We start from the raw sequence: 16480 nt of genomic DNA, 5'->3' as shown, positions 1-16480 counted from the left end.
CGGGAATGACCGACGCGACCAGGTCGACGACAGCCGAGGTGCGGACCGAGGCGGAGGTGCGTGACTCGGTGACGGCGATCGTCACCGAACTGGCGCCCAACCCGGAGCAGACCGAGGGGGCGGGTGACTCGCGGCTGGTCGAGGACCTCGGCTTCCACTCCCTCGCGCTGCTGGAGTTGGCCTTCACACTCGAGGACGAGTTCGAGCTGCCGCCGATCGACGAGACGACGGCCCGCAAGATCGTCACGATCGACGCGGTGGTGGAGCACGTGAAGGACATCCTGCGCTCGCGCGGCGAGCTGGCCAGTTGACCGGCCGCCCGGGGAACGAGCCGGGCACGGCGACACTGCGCCCACCGGCCAGCGGCGAGCCGGACCAGCGGGCCCGGGCGTTGTCGCTACGGCTGTTCCTGGCCATGCTGCACACCCAGGAGCTGCTGGCCGGTTACCTGGGCGCCCGGCTGGGGCTGTACGAGGCGCTGGACCGTGGCCCGGCCGACGTGGCCGAGCTGTGCGCGCGTACCGGGATCGACAGCCGGTACGCGCGCGAGTGGCTGGAACAGCAGTCGGTCGCCGGGTTCGTCGACGTGGACGACGTGACGGCCGCGCCCGAGCGGCGGGTCTACCGGCTGCCGCCGGGGCACGCCGAGGTGCTGCTCGCCTCGGACAGCCCGCTGTCGCTGGTGTCGCTGACCATGCTGCCGCTGGGCGGGGTGGCCGGCGCGCTGCCGGCGCTGCTGGAGGCGTACCGCACCGGCGCCGGGGTGCCCGACGACGTGTACGGCGACGACTGGCGGCACGGGCACTCGGGCGCCAACCGGGCGCTGTTCACGTACTCCCTGCCCGGGTGGCTCGCCTCGGCGCTGCCGCAGCTCCACCAGCGGCTCGCCGCCGCGCCGAGCCGGATCGCCGACATCGGCTGCGGCGCGGGCTGGGCGGCGATCGCGCTGGCCCGGGCGTACCCCCTCGCCGAGGTCGACGGCTACGACCTGGACGCGCCGACGGTGGCCGCGGCGCAGGCGAACGCCGCGTCCGCAGGCGTCGCCGACCGCGTGCGGTTCCACAGGCGCGACGCCGCGGATCCGGAGCTGGCCGGCCGGTACGACCTGGTCTGCGTCTTCGACGCGTTGCACGAGATGAGCCATCCGGTGTCGGTGCTGGCGGCCTGCCGGCGGCTGCGCGCCGACGGCGGAGCGGTGCTGGTGCTCGACGCCAAGGTGGCGCACCGGTTCGTCGCGCCCGGCGACGAGATCGAGCGTTTCCAGTACGCCACGAGCGTGCTGCACTGCCTGCCGGCCGGTCTGGCCGCTCCCGACTCGACGGCCAGCGGCACGGTCCTGCGGCCCGCGCAGGTCCGTCTGTTCGCCACCGAGGCCGGCTTCGCCGACGTGCAGATCGTGCCCGTGGACGACCGGTTCCACAGGCTGTACCACCTGACCGGCTGACAGAGGGGCGGGGGAGGGCGGCGACGCCTTCCCCCGCGCCGGCTCAACCCGCCAGCTCGGCGCCGAGCGCCCGCTTGTCCACCTTGCCCACCGCCGTGTGCGGCAGCGCCGTGCGCAGCTCCAACCGGTCGGGCAGCTTGTACGCGGCCAGCCCCCGGTCGGTGAGGAAGTCGCGCAGCTGCCCCAGGGTGGGGGCGTCGGCGCGGGGCACCACTACCGCGCAGGTCTTCTCGCCCAGGACCCGGTCTCCGACGGCGAGCACGGCGACCTCGCGGACCGCCGGGTGGGCGAGCAGGTGCTCCTCGACCTCGCCGGCCGGGACCTTCTCGCCGCCCCGATTGACGACCTCCTTGATCCGGCCCACCACTACCAGCTCACCCGTCGACGTCCACCGGACCAGGTCCCCGGTGCGCAGGAAGCCGTCCGGGGTGAAGGTGTGCGCGTTGTACTCCGGCACCCGGTAGTAGCCGCGCAGGGTGGTCGGCCCGCGCACGATCAGCTCACCCACCTCGCCGGCCACGACCTGCCGGCCGTCCTCGTCGACGACCCGGAACTCGTCGTCGGCCGACAGGGGACGACCCTGGGTGTGCGCGGCCAGCTCCGGCGGGTCGTCCGGGCGGGTGCAGCAGATCGGGCCCTCGGCCATGCCGAAGAAGTGCGCCAGGCGGATCCCCAGCTCCCGGGTCACCCGCTCGGCCACGGCGGGACTGAGGTTGGCGCCACCGACCTCGACCACCAGGCCGCTCAGGTCGGCGCCGAGCATCGGCGCGAGGTCGGCCCACAGCGGCAGGAAGGGCGGCATCAGCGTGGTCAGGGTGACCCGCTCGCGGGCGATCAGCCGGAACGCCTCGTCGGGGCTGGGGCTGCCGGCCAGCACGGCCGTGGCCCCCACCCGCAGCGCGCCGAGCACGCCGGGGCAGCCGAGCGCCGCGTTGTGGGCGACCGGCAGCGCGGCGAGATAGACCCCGTCCGGCCCGAAACCCATCGCCGCCGCCGTCGCCCGCAGTTGGTACGCGTAGTCGTCGTGGGTGCGGGGGATCAGCTTCGGCAGGCCTGTCGAGCCGCCGGAGAGCAGGAAGAACGCGACGTCCGACGGGTCCGGGGCGGGCAGCGGCACCGGTTCGGCGTCCACGTCGGACAGGGCGGTGAACTCGCCGGGGTCGCCGACGACGAACACCTCCCGCAGCGACGGCGTCTCGGCGCGGACGTCGGCGGCGAGCTTACGGAGGTCGTACCCCTGGACCTGGTCGACCGTCACGTACGCGACCGCCGCGGTGTGCGCGCACAGGTGGCCGATCTCGGCGCGCCGGTGCGCCGGCAGGGCCAGCACGGGCAGCGCGCCCAGCCGGAACAGCGCCAGGCACAGCACCACGAACTCCACGCTGTTGGGCAGTTGCACCACCACCCGGTCGCACCGGCCGATGCCGTGGGCGCGCAGCCCGGCGGCCATCCGGTCGGCCCGACGGTCGAGGTCGCCGTAGGACACCCGTTGGTCGCCGGTGACAAGCGCGACGCGCTCCGGGTCGGTGCGCGCCCACTCCCGGCCCAGGTCGGCGAGGGATTCGCCACGCCAGTAGCCCTGCGCGCGGTAGCGCTCGGCCAGCTCCCGCGGCCAGCCCACACATCCGTCCAGCATCCCGTGCCTCCCGTGACGACGGTGACAGCGACCCGCTCACAAGCTAGTGTGCAGATACACGAGATACAAGACACGCGATAGTGGAGGCGGTTGATGCTGGCGGCGCGGCCCCGTACCGATCTCGGTGCGCTGACCCGGCTCACCGAACTCGCCGACTACATCGTGCCGTTGACCATCCGGGTGATCGCCCAGCTCGGCGTGGCCGACCAGCTCGTCGACGGGCCACGGCCGGTGACCGAGCTGGCCGAGGCCACCGGCGCGCACGCCCCGTCGCTGCTGCGCGCCCTGCGCGCGCTCGCCGGCAAGGGCATCTTCACCGAGGTCGAACCCGAGGTGTTCGGCCTGACGAAACTCGCCGAGCCGCTGCGCACCGACCACCCGCTGTCGCTGCGCGACGCGTACCCCCTGATGGCCGCGGACGTGCGCGCCTGGGCCGGGCTCGCCCGGTGCCTGCGCACCGGCGAGGCCGCCTTTCCCCGGGTCCACGGCGCCGACTACTGGTCCTACCTGGCCGCTCATCCCGCCGACAGCCTCGCCGTCGACCGCTGGATGTCCAGCCTGACCCGACTGCACCTGCGCACCGTCCTGCCGGCCTGGCCGTGGGCGCAGGCCCGGCAGCTCGTCGACGTGGGCGGCGGCGACGGCGCGTTCCTGGCCGGCCTGCTGCGTCGCTACCCGCACCTGCACGGCACCCTGCTCGACCTGCCCCACGTGGTGGCCGCCGCGCCGGCGCTGCTCGCCGAGGCCGGGGTGGCCGACAGGTGCCGGATCGTGGCGGGCAGCTTCTTCGACCCGCTGCCGGCCGGCGCCGACCTCTACGTGCTCAAGACGATCCTGCCCGGCTGGGACGACGTCGACGCCACGGCCATCCTGCGCCGGATCGCCGCGGCCATGGCCCCGCAGAGCCGGCTGCTGCTGCTGGAAGCGATCATCCCCACCGGCGACGTCTTCGACGTCGCCAAGCTCGTCGACCTGCACACCCTGGTGCTCACCGGCGGTCGGCACCGCACCCGCGACGACCTCGTCGACCTGCTGGCCCACGCCGGCCTGCGGCTGGACCGAATCGTCGCCACGCCCACCCTCACCGTGATCGCCGCCGGTCCCGCCGGGCCGCAGCTGACATCCCCCTAGGAGGAATCGATGGCCCCGAGCCGACCCCGGATCGACATCGAGTCGGTGTTCCGACTGACCGAGCTGGCCGACTACATCGTGCCGTTCACCGTGCGCGCGGTCGCCGAGCTGGGCGTCGCCGACCAACTCGTCGACGGGCCACGGCCGGTGACCGAGCTGGCCGAGGCCACCGGCGCGCACGCCCCGTCGCTGCTGCGCGCCCTGCGCGCGCTCGCCGGCAAGGGCATCTTCACCGAGGTCGAACCCGAGGTGTTCGGCCTGACGAAACTCGCCGAGCCGCTGCGCACCGACCACCCGCTGTCGCTGCGCGACGCGTACCCGCTGCTGGAGCCGGACATCGAGGCGTGGGCCCACTTCGACCACAGCATCCGCACCGGCGAGGCGTCGTTCGACCAGGTGCACCCCGAGGGCTACTGGCCGTACATGGCCGCCCACCCGCACGACAGCGCCCGCTTCGACGCCTCCCAACAGGCGGCCACCCGGCTGGAGCTGCGGGCCGCACTCCCCGCGTACCCCTGGGGGGAGCTCACCACGGTGGTCGACGTCGGCGGCGGCAACGGCGCCTTCCTCGGCGGCATCATGGCCCGCTTCCCGCAGTTGCAGGGCACCCTGTTCGACCTGCCACACGTGGTCGCCGAGGCCGAGCCGGTGCTGCAGAAGCTCGGCGTGGCCCAGCGGTGCACGGTGACCGGCGGCAGCTTCTTCGAGACCATCCCGGCCGGCGCGGACGCGTACCTGCTCAAGCGGATCCTCTACGGCTGGGACGACGACAACGCCGTCCGGCTGCTGACGGCCGTGCGCGCGGCGATGCGGCCGGACAGCCGGCTGCTGGTGCTGGAGCCGGTGGTCGAGGCCGGCGACCGCTTCGACGTGGGCCGCCTCTACGACCTGCTCCTGCTGGCCATGGTCGGCGGTGGTGCCCGCTCCCGCGAGCACATCGAACGGCTGCTCGACGCCGCCGACCTGCGGCTGGGCCGCAGCGTGCCCACCATGATGTTCCCCATCCTCGAGATCGTCGCGAAGGAGGTGTGAGCGATGCGACTGGTCGTGGACTTCTCCCGCTGTGAGAGCAACGCGGTCTGTGTGGGGCAGGCGCCGGAGGTGTTCGACGTCGGCGACGACGACCGGCTGCACATCACCGAACAGCCGCTGGAAGGCTCGCTTGCCAACCGGGTACGCGAGGCCGCACGCCGCTGCCCGAAGCAGGCGCTGTCCGTCGTGGACGACTGAGGAGGCACCCGCTCCCCGTCGAACGGGGAGCGGGTGGCCTGCTACTCGTAGTACTCGACGTAGGTGATGATCGAACACCGGTCCTCGGAGCCGTAGCCCGGACGTGCATTACCGAGGCACACCCAGACCTCCGCCTGGTCCACGTCCTCGACGGGCCACCCCTGGTTCGGGATCTCCGCGCCGGTCGAGGTGGAGGTGTCGTCCGCGACGAACGGCCCGATGGTCGCCCAGTAGCCGTACCAGGTGTCGTAGTAGCGGAACCAGGCGCGGGCCGCGTACCCGTCGGCCTTCTGGTCCTTGACGTAGTTGTACCTGCTGGTGTCCAGCGTGGGACGGTAGTTGTTGATGCAGACCCGCGCGCTGGCGGTGGCGCCGACGCCTCCGGTGGGGCTGTACACGGTCGCGCTGCCGGTGCTGCACCGGTTCGCGGCCTGCGCCGGGGTCGGGGCGACGAGCGTCACCGTGGCCAACGTGAGGACGCCGACGAGGATTCTGAGCAGTCTCGGATGCCGCACGGGTTTCCTTCCGGGAGAGGTGACGGCCCGCCCAGCCGGGGCGGACCACGTGCCGCGATCCCGCCCGACACGAGAAAAGGCACGGGATCTGCGCCGAGGCTAGGGGCACGTTTCGGCTGGCCACCAGCGTTCCGGTGCGTCCCGGACAGCACGCCCCTGTCCGGGCTGCTCGCGGGCGTCGTTCGGTCCTGTCCCGAACGGCCGAGGTGAGCGGTCGCGCCGGCACCGGCCGCGAACCGGTGCAGGGCCGCGCAGTGATCAAGTGATGAGAAGTAGGTCAGGAGCGCTCCTGGCAACTACTTTCCATCACTTGATCAAGTCGGTGGTGAGCTGGGTCGGTGCGCCGCCTCCTGGATGGCTGTCCAGACCCGTTCTGCGGTCACCGGCATGTCGATGTGTCGCACGCCCAGGTGGCGGACGGCGTCGACAACGGCGTTCTGCACCGCCGGCGGGAACCCGACCGCCCCCGACTCGCCCAGGCCCTTGGCGCCCAGCGCGTTCACCGGAGTCGGGGTCTGCGTCGCCACCGTCGCGAAGGAGGGCAGCTCGGCCGCGCCGATCACGGCGTACCGGTGCAGGTCACCGTGCAGGGGCGTGCCGTCGACGGCGAAGCGGACCTCCTCCACGAGCGCCTGGCCGGCGCCCTGTGCGAGGCCGCCGTGCACCTGCCCCTCGGCCAGCAGCGGATTGAGCAGCACTCCCGCGTCGTCCACGGCCACCACCTGCCGCAGGGTCACCTGGCCGGTCTCGGTGTCGACAAGCACCACCGCCAGGTGCGCGCCGAACGGGCAGGTAGCCGCCGTCGGCTGGAAGTTAGCCTCCGCGGACAGGGCGTCGTCGGCGGCGGCCAGTTCGGTCCAGTAGACGACGTGCCCGGCGGTCGAGCGGAACCGTCCCGCCGTGTACTCCACGTCGTCGCGGGGCACACCCAGGTGTACGGCCGCCGCGTCCCGCCCCCGCTCCACCAGGGCCAGGGCCGCCTCGCGTACCGCCATGCCGCCGGTCTGCAACGACCGGGACCCGCCGGTGCCGCCGCCGGCGGCGACCGTCGCGGTGTCGGAGTGGCGTACGTCGACGCGGTCCAGCGCCACGGCGAGCACGTCGGCGGCGAGCATCGCCCACGCGGTGACGTGGCCCTGCCCGTGCGGGCAGGTACCGGAGTGGACGGTGAACCGGCCGGTGTCGTCGACGCGGATCGAGGCGTACTCGCTGCGGGTGTCCGCGCCGGTGATCTCCACGAAGGTGGACAGGCCGATGCCGAGCTGCTCGACGTCGCCGCGCTCGCGGCGGGCCGCCTGCTCGGCGCGTAACGTCTGGTAGTCGGCCTCGGCGAGCACCCGTTCGAGGGCCGCCGGGTAGTCGCCGGTGTCGTAGCGGGCGCGCGTGATCGTGGTGACGGGGAAGCTCTCCGGCGGCAGCAGGTTGCGCCGGCGTACCTCGGCCGGGTCCAGGCCGATCTCCGCCGCGTACAGGTCGACCATCCGTTCCAGCGCGGCGACGGCCTCCGGCTGCCCGGCGCCCCGGTACGACACCACTGGCGTGGTCGTGGTGGTGACGCTTGACGAGCTGAACTTCGCCCGACTGATCGCGTACGGGCCGGTGAGCATCGTGCGGGTCCAGAACGGCAGGATCGCGCCGATGCGCGGGTACGCCCCGGCGTCCTGGACGACATCGAGGGCGTACGACACGATCCGCCCGTCGCGGGTGCCGCCCAGCTCGGCGCTCTGGTGCTGGGCGCGGCCGTGCCCGGCGGCGGTCATGCTCTCGCTGCGGGTCTCCGCCCAGCGCACCGGCCGACCGAGTCGACGGCTGGCCCAGGCGACGAGGACGTCCTCGCGGCTGGCGAACGCCTTGGAGCCGAACGCCCCGCCGACGTCGCCGTTGACCACCTGGACCCGGTCCTCCGGCTCGCCGAGTGCCGCCGCGAGCTGGTTGCGCCACAGGTGCACGGCCTGGCTGCCGGCGCGGTAGCGCAACCCGTCCGGCCCCCACTCGGCCTGCCCGGCGCGGGCTTCCAGGGGGCACGGCGCGACCCGGGGGTTGCGCATCCGCTGCCGGACGACCACCTCGGCGCCCTCGTGCAGCTCGGCACGCCCGGCCGGCCGCCGGAAGCCCAGCTTCAGCACCATGTTCGTGCCGGCCTCGGGGTGCAGCACCCGCTCGTCGGCGAGCGCCTCCTCGACGTCGACCAGGGCCGGCAGTGCCTCGATGTCGGCCGCGACGAGGGCGGCGGCGTCGACAGCCTCGGCGCGGCTGGTCGCCAGCACCGCGGCGACGGGTTCGCCGACGAAGCGCACCACGCCGTCGGCGAGCACCGGGGTGGTCATCTTCTGGTTGAGCACCCCCGCCTCGGGCGGCAGCGGCGGCAGGTCCACGTCCGCCGCTGTGAACACCGCGACCACGCCGGGCGCCCGCCGGGCGGCGTCGGTGTCCACGCCCCGCAGACGCCCGTGGGCCACTGTCGAGCGGACGACGACCAGCTCCAGCGAGCCGGGCACCCGTACGTCGTCGACGTACGTGCCGCCGGTGGTGAGCAGGGCGCGGTCCTCGGTGCGCCGGACCGGTCGGCCGATCAAAGACATCTGCGACTCCAGGTTCCGCCGGGTCAGGCCGGGCTGACGGCGAGCGGGATCGACGCGTACGACCGGAAGAGGGCGCTGGGCTCGCGGACCGGGTCGGCGGCCAGCTCGATGCCGGCGAGCCGACGCGCGAGCCGCTCGAAGACGACAGCTCCCTCGATGCGGGCCAGCGCGGCGCCGAGGCAGCCGCGCACCCCGCCGCCGAAGCCGACGTGCGGGTTGGGGTGGCGGCCGATGTCGACGCGACCCGGGTCTGCGAACACGTCCTCGTCGTGGTTGGCGCAGCCGAGCAGGAGGAAGACCGACCGGCCGGGACGGATCACCCGGTCGCCGAGGGGGATCGGCTCCAGCGCCAGCCGCGCCGTGTACTGGATCGGGGCGTCGAACCGGACGAACTCTTCGGCCGCGGTGGCGGACAGCGACGGGTCGGCGCGCAGCCGACGCCACTCGTCGGGCCGGTCGGCCAGGGCGATGCTGCCGGTGCAGACCATGTTCATCGTCGTCTCGTAGCCGGTGAAGCAGAGGAAGACGATGTTGTCGACGACCTCCTCGACCCCCTCGGCGGGGTCGGCCACGGCGAGCATCCGGTCGAGCAGGTCGCCGCCGAGGTCGGCACGCCGGTCGGCGAGCAGGTCGCGGACGTACCCGCGCAGCCAGGCCAGCGCCTCGTCGGCCGCCGCGCGGTCGGCCTCGGGCAGGAACGGTGTGAAGGCCCGGCCCAGCGCCCCCGAGCGGGGCCAGACCTCGGCCCGGGTCCGCGCCGCCGGCAGGCCGATGAGTTCGCACACGACCGTCGCGGCGACCGGGAACGCCAGGTCGGCCACGGCGTCCATTCGCCCGGTGTCCAGCGCCGGGGCGAGCAGCTCGTCGACGAGGTCGCCGACGCGGCTCGCGGTGCGTCGGGCCACGCCGGGGCTGAACGCGCGCACGATCTGCTGGTGCAGGCGGCTGTGGTCGTCCGGGTCGCGGGTGGGGATGATGCGGCGGAACACCTCGCGGGAGAGATCCTGTGCCATCCGGAACTGCGGATCGTCCTCCGGGAAGGTGTTGCTCAGCCGGCGGTCGCGCAGCAGCGCGGCCACGTCCCGGTGCCGGGTCACGCCCCAACTCGCCGGCCCGAAGCGACACAGCGGGCCGGAAGCGCGCATCCGCGCGTACGTCGGGTAGGGGTCGGCGACGACCTCGGGCGCGAGCGGGTCCATCCGCGCCGGCAGGACGCGGCCGGCGGGGCTCACGGCCGCACCGCCACGGGCACACTGGCGTACGAGCGCAACGTCCCGTCGGTCTGCCGGTGGGCCGGGCCGGCCGGGGTCAGTGTGCCGAACGTGCGCAGCAGGGTCTCGAACGCGACCTGCGCCTCCACCCGGGCCAGGTAGCCGCCGAGGCAGTGGTGGATGCCGCCGCCGAAGGCCAGGTGCGGGTTCTCCGCGCGGGTGATGTCCAGGCGGTCCGGCGCGGAGAACTGGTCGGGGTCGCGGTTGGCGCTGCCGAGCAGCAGGATCAGCACCCGCCCGGCGCGGATGGTGCGGCCGCCGACGTCCAGGTCCTCCCGGGCGAGGCGGGCGACGCCCTGGATCGGGGCGTCGTAGCGCAGGAACTCCTCCACCGCCCGGGGGGTCAGGGTCGGGTCCGCGCGCAGCAGGGCGAGCTGGTCGGGGTGGTCGAGCAGGGCGGCCACCCCGGTGGCGATCAGGTTGGTGGTGGTCTCGAAGCCGGCGAAGAAGGCGAATACCGCGTTGTCCACGATCTCGTCGTGGTCGAGCACGGCGCCGTCGTCGTCGGTCGCGGCGAGCATCCGGGACAGCAGGTCCTCGCCGGGTTCGGCGCGACGCCTGTCGAGGATGTCGCCGAGGTAGCCGCGCAGCCACTCGACAGCCCGGTCGGCGGCGGGGCGGTCGTCGTCGGGCACGATCGCGGCGAATGCCTTGCTCAGGTCCAGCGCGTACGGGCGGATGCGTTCGTGATCGGCCGGCGGGATGCCCATCAGGGCGCAGACCACCATCACCGGCAGGGGAAAAGCGAGATCCGAGACCGCGTCGAAGCCTCCGGTGCGGGTCGCCGGGACCAGCAGCTCGGTGACCATCTGCTCGATCCGGGGCCGCAGCCGGCGGACCAGGGCGGGGCTGAACGCCTTGGCCATCAGCCGGCGCAGCCGGCCGTGCTCGGGCGGGTCGCGGTAGAGGATGATGCTGCCGAAGAAGTCGCCGGCCGCTCCGTCGCCTGCCGACATCCGGTGGTAGGCGGCGGGGAACTCGCTGCCCAGGCGCGGGTCGCGGACCAGCCGGGCCACGTCGGCGTAGCGGGTGACACCCCAGCTGCCCGGGCCCATCCGGCACAGCGGGCCTGCCGCGCGCAGCGCCGCGTAGGTGGGGTAGGGGTCGGCTGCCACGGCGGGGTCACGGGCGTCGAATCTCGGCGGCATGCCGGTACGGGCCGAGGTCATGCCCGCCAGTATGCTCAACCAAAGATACGAGAAACAAGTACTTCCGAGATACGCGAAACACTATTAGGCTTCCGAGCCATGACCGAGACCGTGGTGAGCGCTGACCCCCGGATCATCGCGATGGAGTTGCTGATGAAGGCTCCGGCCACCGTCAGCAGCCCCTACCCGCACTACCACGCGCTGCGCACCGCAGCGCCGAAGTACCGGATGGAACAACCCGGTCAGGGTGTGGGTTGGGTGCTCACCGCGTACGACGACTGCCGGGCCGCGCTGCGCAACCCCTCGCTGGACAAGTCGGCGCAACGCCCCCGGATGGGCGACTCCCGCGGCCGTGAGGGCGCCCGCACCCTGCTGTTCCTCGACGGGCCGGAGCACACCCGCCTGCGCGGACTGGTCAGCCGGGTGTTCACCCCGCGGCGCACCGAGACCCTGCGTCCCCGACTGACCGCCTTCGTCGACGGCCTGCTCGACGACATCACCGCCCGCGTCGGCCCCGGTGGCGGCGAGGTCGACATCGTCGGCTCGTTCGGCTTCCCGCTGCCGGTCATGGTGATCGGTGAGCTGGTCGGCGTACCGCCGGAGGACTGGCCGCTGCTGCGCCGGCTCACCCGCGCCGCGTCCGGCGGGCTGGAGATCTTCGCCCCGGAGGAGGTGCTCAAGGCCTCCGACCAGGCGCTCGGCGAGATGGAGGAGTACTTCGCCGACCTGGTCCGCAAGCGTCGCGAGGACCCCCGCGACGACCTCGCGTCCGCGCTCGGCCAGGTCGAGATCGACGGCGACCGGCTGTCGGTCGACGAGCTGATCCAGGTGATCGTGCTGCTGTTCGGCGCGGGCTTCCAGACCATGACCGACCTGATCGGCCTCGGCACGCACGCGCTGTGCCGCAACCCGGACCAGTTGCAGCGGCTGCGCGCCGAACCGGAGCTGACCCGCTCCGCGGTCGAGGAGCTGCTGCGCTTCGACTCCCCGGTGCACGTGCTGGGACGTGCCGCTTTCGAGGACACCACCTTCGTCGACGGCACACCGCTCAGCAGCGGCGAACACGTGATCACCCTGATCGGCGCGGCCAACCGTGACCCGGCCCGCTACGCCGACCCGGACCGGCTCGACATCGCCCGTTTCGCCGGCGCGGAACCGCCGGAGACGCCGCTGTCGTTCGCCTGGGGCCCGCACCACTGCCTCGGCGCGCAACTCGCCCGCGCCGAGGGGCAGATCGCCTTCCGCCGCCTCGTCGACCGGTTCGCGGTGATCGAGCTGGCCGACCCGGACGCCGACGAGATCGACCTCGAGTGGCGGCACAGCAGCACGTTCCGGGGCCTGGAGGAGCTGCGCGTCCGGCTCGTCCCGGCCTGAGCACCCGCGAACCACCAAGGCGCCGACCAGGAGGGGGAGTCCATGCCGGAGGCGGTGATCGTCGAGGCGGTGCGGACGCCGATCGGTAGGCGCGACGGTGTGCTGTCCGGCCTCAAGGCCGTGCAGTTGCTGCGCCACGTCCAGGTCGAGGTGCTCCGCCGGGCCGGCGTCGAACCCGGCGAGGTGGAGCAGATCATCGGTGGTTGCGTCACGCAGGTCGGCGAGCAGAGCCTCAACGTCACCCGCAACGCCTGGCTCGACAGTGGGCTCGACTACGAGGTCGGGGCGAGCACCGTCGACGCCTCGTGTGGCTCCGCGCAGCAGGCCAACCACCTGATCGCGGCGCTCATCACCGCCGGCGCCATCGACGTGGGCATCGCCTGCGGGGTGGAGTCGATGAGCCGGGTGCCCGTCGGCACCAACCTCTACCAGGGGCCGGGGCACTACAAGACACCCGACTACCCGTACGACGATCCGCCGAAGGCGCAGTTCGGCGGCGCGGAGCGGATCGCGGCCCGGCAGGGGCTGACCCGCGCGGACGCCGACGCCTACGGGCTGCGCTCGCAGCAGCGCGCCGCGCGGGCCCGCGACGAGGGCCGCTTCGACCGGGAGATCACACCGGTGCCGCTGCCCGACGGCACGCGCGTCGACGCCGACCAGGGCATCCGCGAGACCACCGAGGAAGGGCTGGCGGCCCTGCGCCCGGTGCTCCCGGACGGCATCCACACCGCCGGCACCACCTCGCAGATCTCCGACGGAGCGGCGGCAATCCTGTGGATGTCGCGGGAGCGGGCCACTGCGCACGGCCTACGACCCCGGGCTCGGCTGGCGCAGCAGGTCGTCACCGGCGCCGACCCCTACTACCTGCTCGACGGCCCCACCGTGGCCACCCGCAAGCTGCTCAAGCGCGCCGGGATGACCCTCGCCGACATCGACGTCGTCGAGGTCAACGAGGCGTTCGCCGCCGTCGTGCTGTCCTGGGCGGCGCACCACGACGCCGACCTGGACCGGGTGAACGTCAACGGCGGCGCCATCTCGCTCGGGCATCCGCTGGGCAGCAGCGGCACCCGGCTGCTGGTGACAGCCCTGCACGAGCTGGAACGCGCCGACGGTGAGGCGGCACTGGTCACCATGTGCTGCGGCGGCTCGCTCGGCACGGCGTCGCTGCTGGTGCGGGAGTAGGCGGCATGGACACCGAGACGCGTACCGCGCCCACCCGCGACGCCGCGGACTTCTACGCCGACGCCCGGCACGACCTGACCGGGCCGCTGCACGGCGTACGGGTCCTGGACGTCACGAAGGTCTGGTCCGGCCCGATCGCCAGTTGCGTCCTGGCCGACCTCGGCGCGGACGTCCTGCGGGTCGAGATGCCCGGCAACCGGGAGGGGTTGATGCCGCCGGACATCCCCGGCACCGGCCTGTCCTGGTTCCGGCAGAGCGTGCACCGCAACAAGCGCAGCATCGGGCTCGACCTGCGCCGCCCCGGCGCGGCCGAGGTGTTCCTGCGGCTCGTGGCCACGGCCGACGTGGTGGTGGAGAACTACAAACCCGGAACGCTTGACGCCTGGGGCGTCGGCTACGCGCAGTGCCGGGCGGTCCGGCCGGACGTGGTGCTGGTCTCCGTCTCCGGCTACGGGCAGTACGGCCCCGACGCGCAACGACCCGGGTACGACCCCACCACCCAGGCCGCCGCGGGCTGGATGGCGCTCAACGGCGACCCGGACGGCACGCCGCTGAAGGCGCCCACCTTCCTCGCCGACGACCTCGCCGGGCTGCACGCCGTGATCGGTGCGCTCGCCGCGCTGCGCCACCGCGACCGCACCGGCGAGGGACAGCACGTCGACGTGAGCATGCTCGACTCGCTGCTGTTCTCCAGCAACGGCTACCTCACCCTGGGCGCGACAGGGGTGCCGCTGCGCCGCTGGGGCGACCAGGCCGACTTCGTCGTGCCGGCCGGCTGCTTCCGGTGCGCCGACGGCCACGTCTACGTGGCCGTCGCCCTGGACCGCTCCTGGCGTCGACTGGCCGAGGTCGTCGGCCACCCCGAACTGGCCCGCGCACCCGGGTACGCGACGAACGAGGAACGCCGCGCCAACCGCGCCACAGTCAACGCGGTAGTCGCCGACTGGTTCGCCGGGCGGACCTGCGCCGAGGTGGTCGCCACCCTCGACGCGTCCGGGATCACCGCCGAGCGGGTGCGGACCTTCGCCGAGGCCGCGACCGACCCGCAGGTCCACGCCCGGGCGATGGTGCAGGAGACGGTGCTGTCCAACGGCAGCACCGCGCCGCTGACCGGGCCGGCGGTCAAGTTCTCCCGGACACCGACAGCCGTCCGCTCCGGCGCACCCGAGCCCGGCGCGGACACCGACCGGATCCTCGACGAGGTGGGCGTCGACGCGGAAACGCGGAAACGGCTGCGCGCGCAACGGGCCATCGGATGAGCAGGGGGGTGACATGACAACGGCAGGCGACGCGCCACGCTGCGCGCTGGTGACCGGGGTGTCCCGGGGAATCGGCCGGGCCGTCGCGCTCCGGCTCGCATCCGAGGGGTACGCGGTGGCGGGCTGCTTCAGCGCGCCCAGCGAGGCCGCCGAGAAGACCCGGGCGGAGGTCGAGGCGTACGGGGTCGGGTCGTGGTTCGGGCCGTGCGACGTGACCGACCCGAGCGCCGTCGACGCGTTCGTCAGCGCCGCCGAGCGGCACCTCGGACCGCTCACCGCGCTCGTCAACAACGCCGGCATCACCCGGGACCGACCGCTGGTGCTGATGGCCCCGGACGAGTGGCACGACGTGATCGGCACCAACCTCACAGGCACCTGGAACACCTGCCGGACGGTCGCGTTCCGCTTCCTCAAGCGACGCCGCGGCGCCATCGTCAACCTCTCCTCGGTGGCCGGGGTCACCGGCAACACCGGGCAGACCAACTACGCCGCGAGCAAGGCCGGCATCATCGGGCTCAGCCTGTCGCTGGCCAAGGAGGTCGCCGGGTACGGCGTACGGGTCAACGTGGTCGCGCCCGGCTTCATCGAGACCGACATGACCGCCGCGCTGCCGGCGAAGCTGCGCGAACAGGCGCTGGGGCAGATCCCCCTGGGCCGCTTCGGCGCGCCCGCCGACGTCGCCGAGCTTGTCGAGTTCCTGCTCTCCGAACGCGCCGGCTACGTCACCGGCCAGGTGATCCGCGTGGACGGGGGGATCGTGCTGTGACCGCCGCACCCGCGTTCAGCGCCGCGACCCGCCCCGTCGACACGTACGAGGCCGCGGCGGCGCCCCTGCCGGCGATCGACTGGGTCGAGGTGTCCGCCGGGCCGCGCGGCGGTATCGGCCTGCGCGCCGGCGTCACCGTCGACGCCACCGACGTCTACCTGGCCGGACACTTCCCCGAGCTGACCGTCTATCCGGGCGTGTTCACCCTGGAGACGATCGGGCAGGCCGTGACGGCGGCCGTCGGCTACTGCGCCGGCCGGCTGCCCCAGCTGCACCTGTTGCGCTCGGCTCGGTTCCTCGCCCCGCTGCTGGCCGGCGACACGCTCACCGTCGAGGCGTCGGTCGGCCCGGTAGGCGAGGACCAGTCCTTCGACGTGACCGCCAGGTGCGTACGCGACGACGGCGTCCACGCGGCGACGGTGCGTGCCGTCTACCGCTGGCCGAGTGCGGACGGCGGGAACGCCCGATGAGACTCGACCACGGTGAGCTGCGGTCCCTGCTGCCGCACCGCTACCCGATGCTGCTGCTCGACCGGGTCGACAGCGTCGAGCCGGGCGTGAGCCTGGAGGCGGTCAAGGCGGTCACCGGCTGCGAACCCTGCTACCGGGGGATCGGCGAGGGACAGGCCCCCGACCGGTACGCGTATCCGGCGTCGCTGCTGATCGAGTCGTTCGGTCAGGGCGCGGCGGTGCTGTGGCTGCTGTCGCGGGGGCCGGGCACGACGGGGCTGCCGATGTTCACCGCAGCCCGTGACTGCGTGCTGCTGCGCCCGGTGTACCCGGGCGACGTGATCCGGCACCGGGTTCGACTGGAACAGGTCGTGCACGGTGCCGCGTTCGCCGCCGGATCCAGCTGGGTGGGGACCGACCAGGTGGCGGAGTTCGGCTCGATGATGGCGGTCGTCCGACCGGCCGACGCCATCGCGGAGCGGAAACGATGAGA

16 protein-coding genes are annotated in these 16480 nt (G+C 73.4%); 11 read left to right on the top strand and 5 right to left on the bottom strand.

The window, feature by feature from the left end:
* Window positions 1-5: 5 nt before the first annotated feature.
* Together AB0K10_RS21490 and AB0K10_RS21485 are read left to right on the top strand one after the other, a co-directional pair.
* Window positions 6-311, top strand: coding sequence for a phosphopantetheine-binding protein (locus AB0K10_RS21490; RefSeq protein WP_007460186.1), 306 nt, complete (start codon window positions 6-8; stop codon window positions 309-311).
* On the top strand, window positions 308-1444 hold the full coding sequence (locus tag AB0K10_RS21485; RefSeq protein WP_363685980.1) for a methyltransferase domain-containing protein: 1137 nt from the start codon (window positions 308-310) through the stop codon (window positions 1442-1444). Before AB0K10_RS21490 ends, AB0K10_RS21485 begins: the two co-directional genes overlap by 4 nt.
* A gap of 43 nt (window positions 1445-1487) precedes the next feature.
* Here the strand turns inward: AB0K10_RS21485 and AB0K10_RS21480 are convergent, their stop codons facing one another.
* Window positions 1488-3080, bottom strand: a complete 1593-nt coding sequence (locus AB0K10_RS21480) for an AMP-binding protein (RefSeq protein ID WP_363685978.1) — start codon at window positions 3078-3080, stop codon at window positions 1488-1490.
* A 93-nt stretch (window positions 3081-3173) separates the two neighbouring features.
* On the opposite strand from AB0K10_RS21480, the gene AB0K10_RS21475 reads away from it, so the two are divergent.
* The 3 genes from AB0K10_RS21475 to AB0K10_RS21465 are packed head-to-tail and all read left to right on the top strand — an operon-like array spanning window position 3174 to window position 5441.
* Window positions 3174-4211, top strand: a complete 1038-nt coding sequence (locus tag AB0K10_RS21475; protein WP_363685976.1) for a methyltransferase — start codon at window positions 3174-3176, stop codon at window positions 4209-4211.
* Window positions 4212-4220: 9 nt separating this feature from the next.
* Window positions 4221-5243, top strand: a complete 1023-nt coding sequence (locus AB0K10_RS21470) for a methyltransferase (protein WP_363685974.1) — start codon at window positions 4221-4223, stop codon at window positions 5241-5243.
* A gap of 3 nt (window positions 5244-5246) precedes the next feature.
* The gene (locus AB0K10_RS21465; protein ID WP_007460197.1) at window positions 5247-5441 is read left to right on the top strand and encodes a ferredoxin; all 195 of its coding nucleotides are present in this window, start codon (window positions 5247-5249) and stop codon (window positions 5439-5441) included.
* A 41-nt stretch (window positions 5442-5482) separates the two neighbouring features.
* On the opposite strand, the gene AB0K10_RS21460 is transcribed toward AB0K10_RS21465, so the two are convergent.
* From AB0K10_RS21460 to AB0K10_RS21445, 4 genes are all read right to left on the bottom strand, one after another.
* The gene (locus AB0K10_RS21460; protein ID WP_363685972.1) at window positions 5483-5956 is read right to left on the bottom strand and encodes a hypothetical protein; all 474 of its coding nucleotides are present in this window, start codon (window positions 5954-5956) and stop codon (window positions 5483-5485) included.
* 314 nt (window positions 5957-6270) lie between these two features.
* The gene (locus AB0K10_RS21455; protein ID WP_363685971.1) at window positions 6271-8538 is read right to left on the bottom strand and encodes a xanthine dehydrogenase family protein molybdopterin-binding subunit; all 2268 of its coding nucleotides are present in this window, start codon (window positions 8536-8538) and stop codon (window positions 6271-6273) included.
* Window positions 8539-8561: 23 nt separating this feature from the next.
* A complete protein-coding gene (locus tag AB0K10_RS21450; RefSeq protein ID WP_363685969.1) occupies window positions 8562-9770 on the bottom strand; it encodes a cytochrome P450 in 1209 nt (402 codons plus the stop codon).
* Window positions 9767-10978 carry a cytochrome P450 gene (locus AB0K10_RS21445; RefSeq protein WP_363685967.1) on the bottom strand — a complete coding sequence of 404 codons (1212 nt, stop codon included), beginning with the start codon at window positions 10976-10978 and terminating at the stop codon, window positions 9767-9769. Before AB0K10_RS21445 ends, AB0K10_RS21450 begins: the two co-directional genes overlap by 4 nt.
* A 78-nt stretch (window positions 10979-11056) precedes the next feature.
* Here AB0K10_RS21445 and AB0K10_RS21440 point away from each other — a divergent pair, with 78 nt between their 5' ends.
* Genes AB0K10_RS21440 through AB0K10_RS21415 form a run of 6 tightly spaced genes read left to right on the top strand, consistent with a single transcriptional unit; the run spans window position 11057 to window position 16478 of the window.
* The gene (locus tag AB0K10_RS21440) at window positions 11057-12331 is read left to right on the top strand and encodes a cytochrome P450 (RefSeq protein ID WP_363685965.1); all 1275 of its coding nucleotides are present in this window, start codon (window positions 11057-11059) and stop codon (window positions 12329-12331) included.
* A gap of 42 nt (window positions 12332-12373) precedes the next feature.
* Window positions 12374-13513: a steroid 3-ketoacyl-CoA thiolase gene (locus AB0K10_RS21435; RefSeq protein ID WP_363685963.1), complete on the top strand. Its 1140-nt coding sequence runs from the start codon at window positions 12374-12376 to the stop codon at window positions 13511-13513.
* A 5-nt stretch (window positions 13514-13518) separates the two neighbouring features.
* Entirely contained in the window at window positions 13519-14772 is a 1254-nt protein-coding gene (locus AB0K10_RS21430; RefSeq protein ID WP_363685961.1) for a CoA transferase, read from the top strand.
* Window positions 14773-14785: 13 nt separating this feature from the next.
* Entirely contained in the window at window positions 14786-15538 is a 753-nt protein-coding gene (gene fabG, locus AB0K10_RS21425) for a 3-oxoacyl-[acyl-carrier-protein] reductase (RefSeq protein ID WP_363685959.1), read from the top strand.
* Window positions 15535-16008: a hypothetical protein gene (locus tag AB0K10_RS21420; RefSeq protein WP_363685957.1), complete on the top strand. Its 474-nt coding sequence runs from the start codon at window positions 15535-15537 to the stop codon at window positions 16006-16008. Before fabG ends, AB0K10_RS21420 begins: the two co-directional genes overlap by 4 nt.
* Window positions 16005-16478: a beta-hydroxyacyl-ACP dehydratase gene (locus tag AB0K10_RS21415; RefSeq protein WP_363685955.1), complete on the top strand. Its 474-nt coding sequence runs from the start codon at window positions 16005-16007 to the stop codon at window positions 16476-16478. Before AB0K10_RS21420 ends, AB0K10_RS21415 begins: the two co-directional genes overlap by 4 nt.
* Window positions 16479-16480 lie beyond the last annotated feature (2 nt).

Origin of the sequence: Micromonospora sp. NPDC049274, assembly GCF_040678875.1 — a bacterium.
Taxonomy (GTDB): domain Bacteria; phylum Actinomycetota; class Actinomycetes; order Mycobacteriales; family Micromonosporaceae; genus Micromonospora.
Note: the sequence above shows the minus strand (reverse complement) of the source record. Positions and strands in the feature narration are given on the sequence as shown.

Excerpts from the sequence above, each read along its gene's own strand:
- AB0K10_RS21490 (WP_007460186.1), top strand. The coding sequence starts at position 6 with ATGACCGACGCGACCAGGTCGACGACAGCCGAGGTGCGGACCGAGGCG.
- AB0K10_RS21480 (WP_363685978.1), bottom strand. The coding sequence starts at position 3,080 with ATGCTGGACGGATGTGTGGGCTGGCCGCGGGAGCTGGCCGAGCGCTAC.
- AB0K10_RS21475 (WP_363685976.1), top strand. The coding sequence starts at position 3,174 with ATGCTGGCGGCGCGGCCCCGTACCGATCTCGGTGCGCTGACCCGGCTC.
- AB0K10_RS21470 (WP_363685974.1), top strand. The coding sequence starts at position 4,221 with ATGGCCCCGAGCCGACCCCGGATCGACATCGAGTCGGTGTTCCGACTG.
- AB0K10_RS21465 (WP_007460197.1), top strand. The coding sequence starts at position 5,247 with ATGCGACTGGTCGTGGACTTCTCCCGCTGTGAGAGCAACGCGGTCTGT.
- AB0K10_RS21455 (WP_363685971.1), bottom strand. The coding sequence starts at position 8,538 with ATGTCTTTGATCGGCCGACCGGTCCGGCGCACCGAGGACCGCGCCCTG.
- AB0K10_RS21445 (WP_363685967.1), bottom strand. The coding sequence starts at position 10,978 with ATGACCTCGGCCCGTACCGGCATGCCGCCGAGATTCGACGCCCGTGAC.
- AB0K10_RS21440 (WP_363685965.1), top strand. The coding sequence starts at position 11,057 with ATGACCGAGACCGTGGTGAGCGCTGACCCCCGGATCATCGCGATGGAG.
- AB0K10_RS21435 (WP_363685963.1), top strand. The coding sequence starts at position 12,374 with ATGCCGGAGGCGGTGATCGTCGAGGCGGTGCGGACGCCGATCGGTAGG.
- AB0K10_RS21430 (WP_363685961.1), top strand. The coding sequence starts at position 13,519 with ATGGACACCGAGACGCGTACCGCGCCCACCCGCGACGCCGCGGACTTC.
- fabG (WP_363685959.1), top strand. The coding sequence starts at position 14,786 with ATGACAACGGCAGGCGACGCGCCACGCTGCGCGCTGGTGACCGGGGTG.
- AB0K10_RS21415 (WP_363685955.1), top strand. The coding sequence starts at position 16,005 with ATGAGACTCGACCACGGTGAGCTGCGGTCCCTGCTGCCGCACCGCTAC.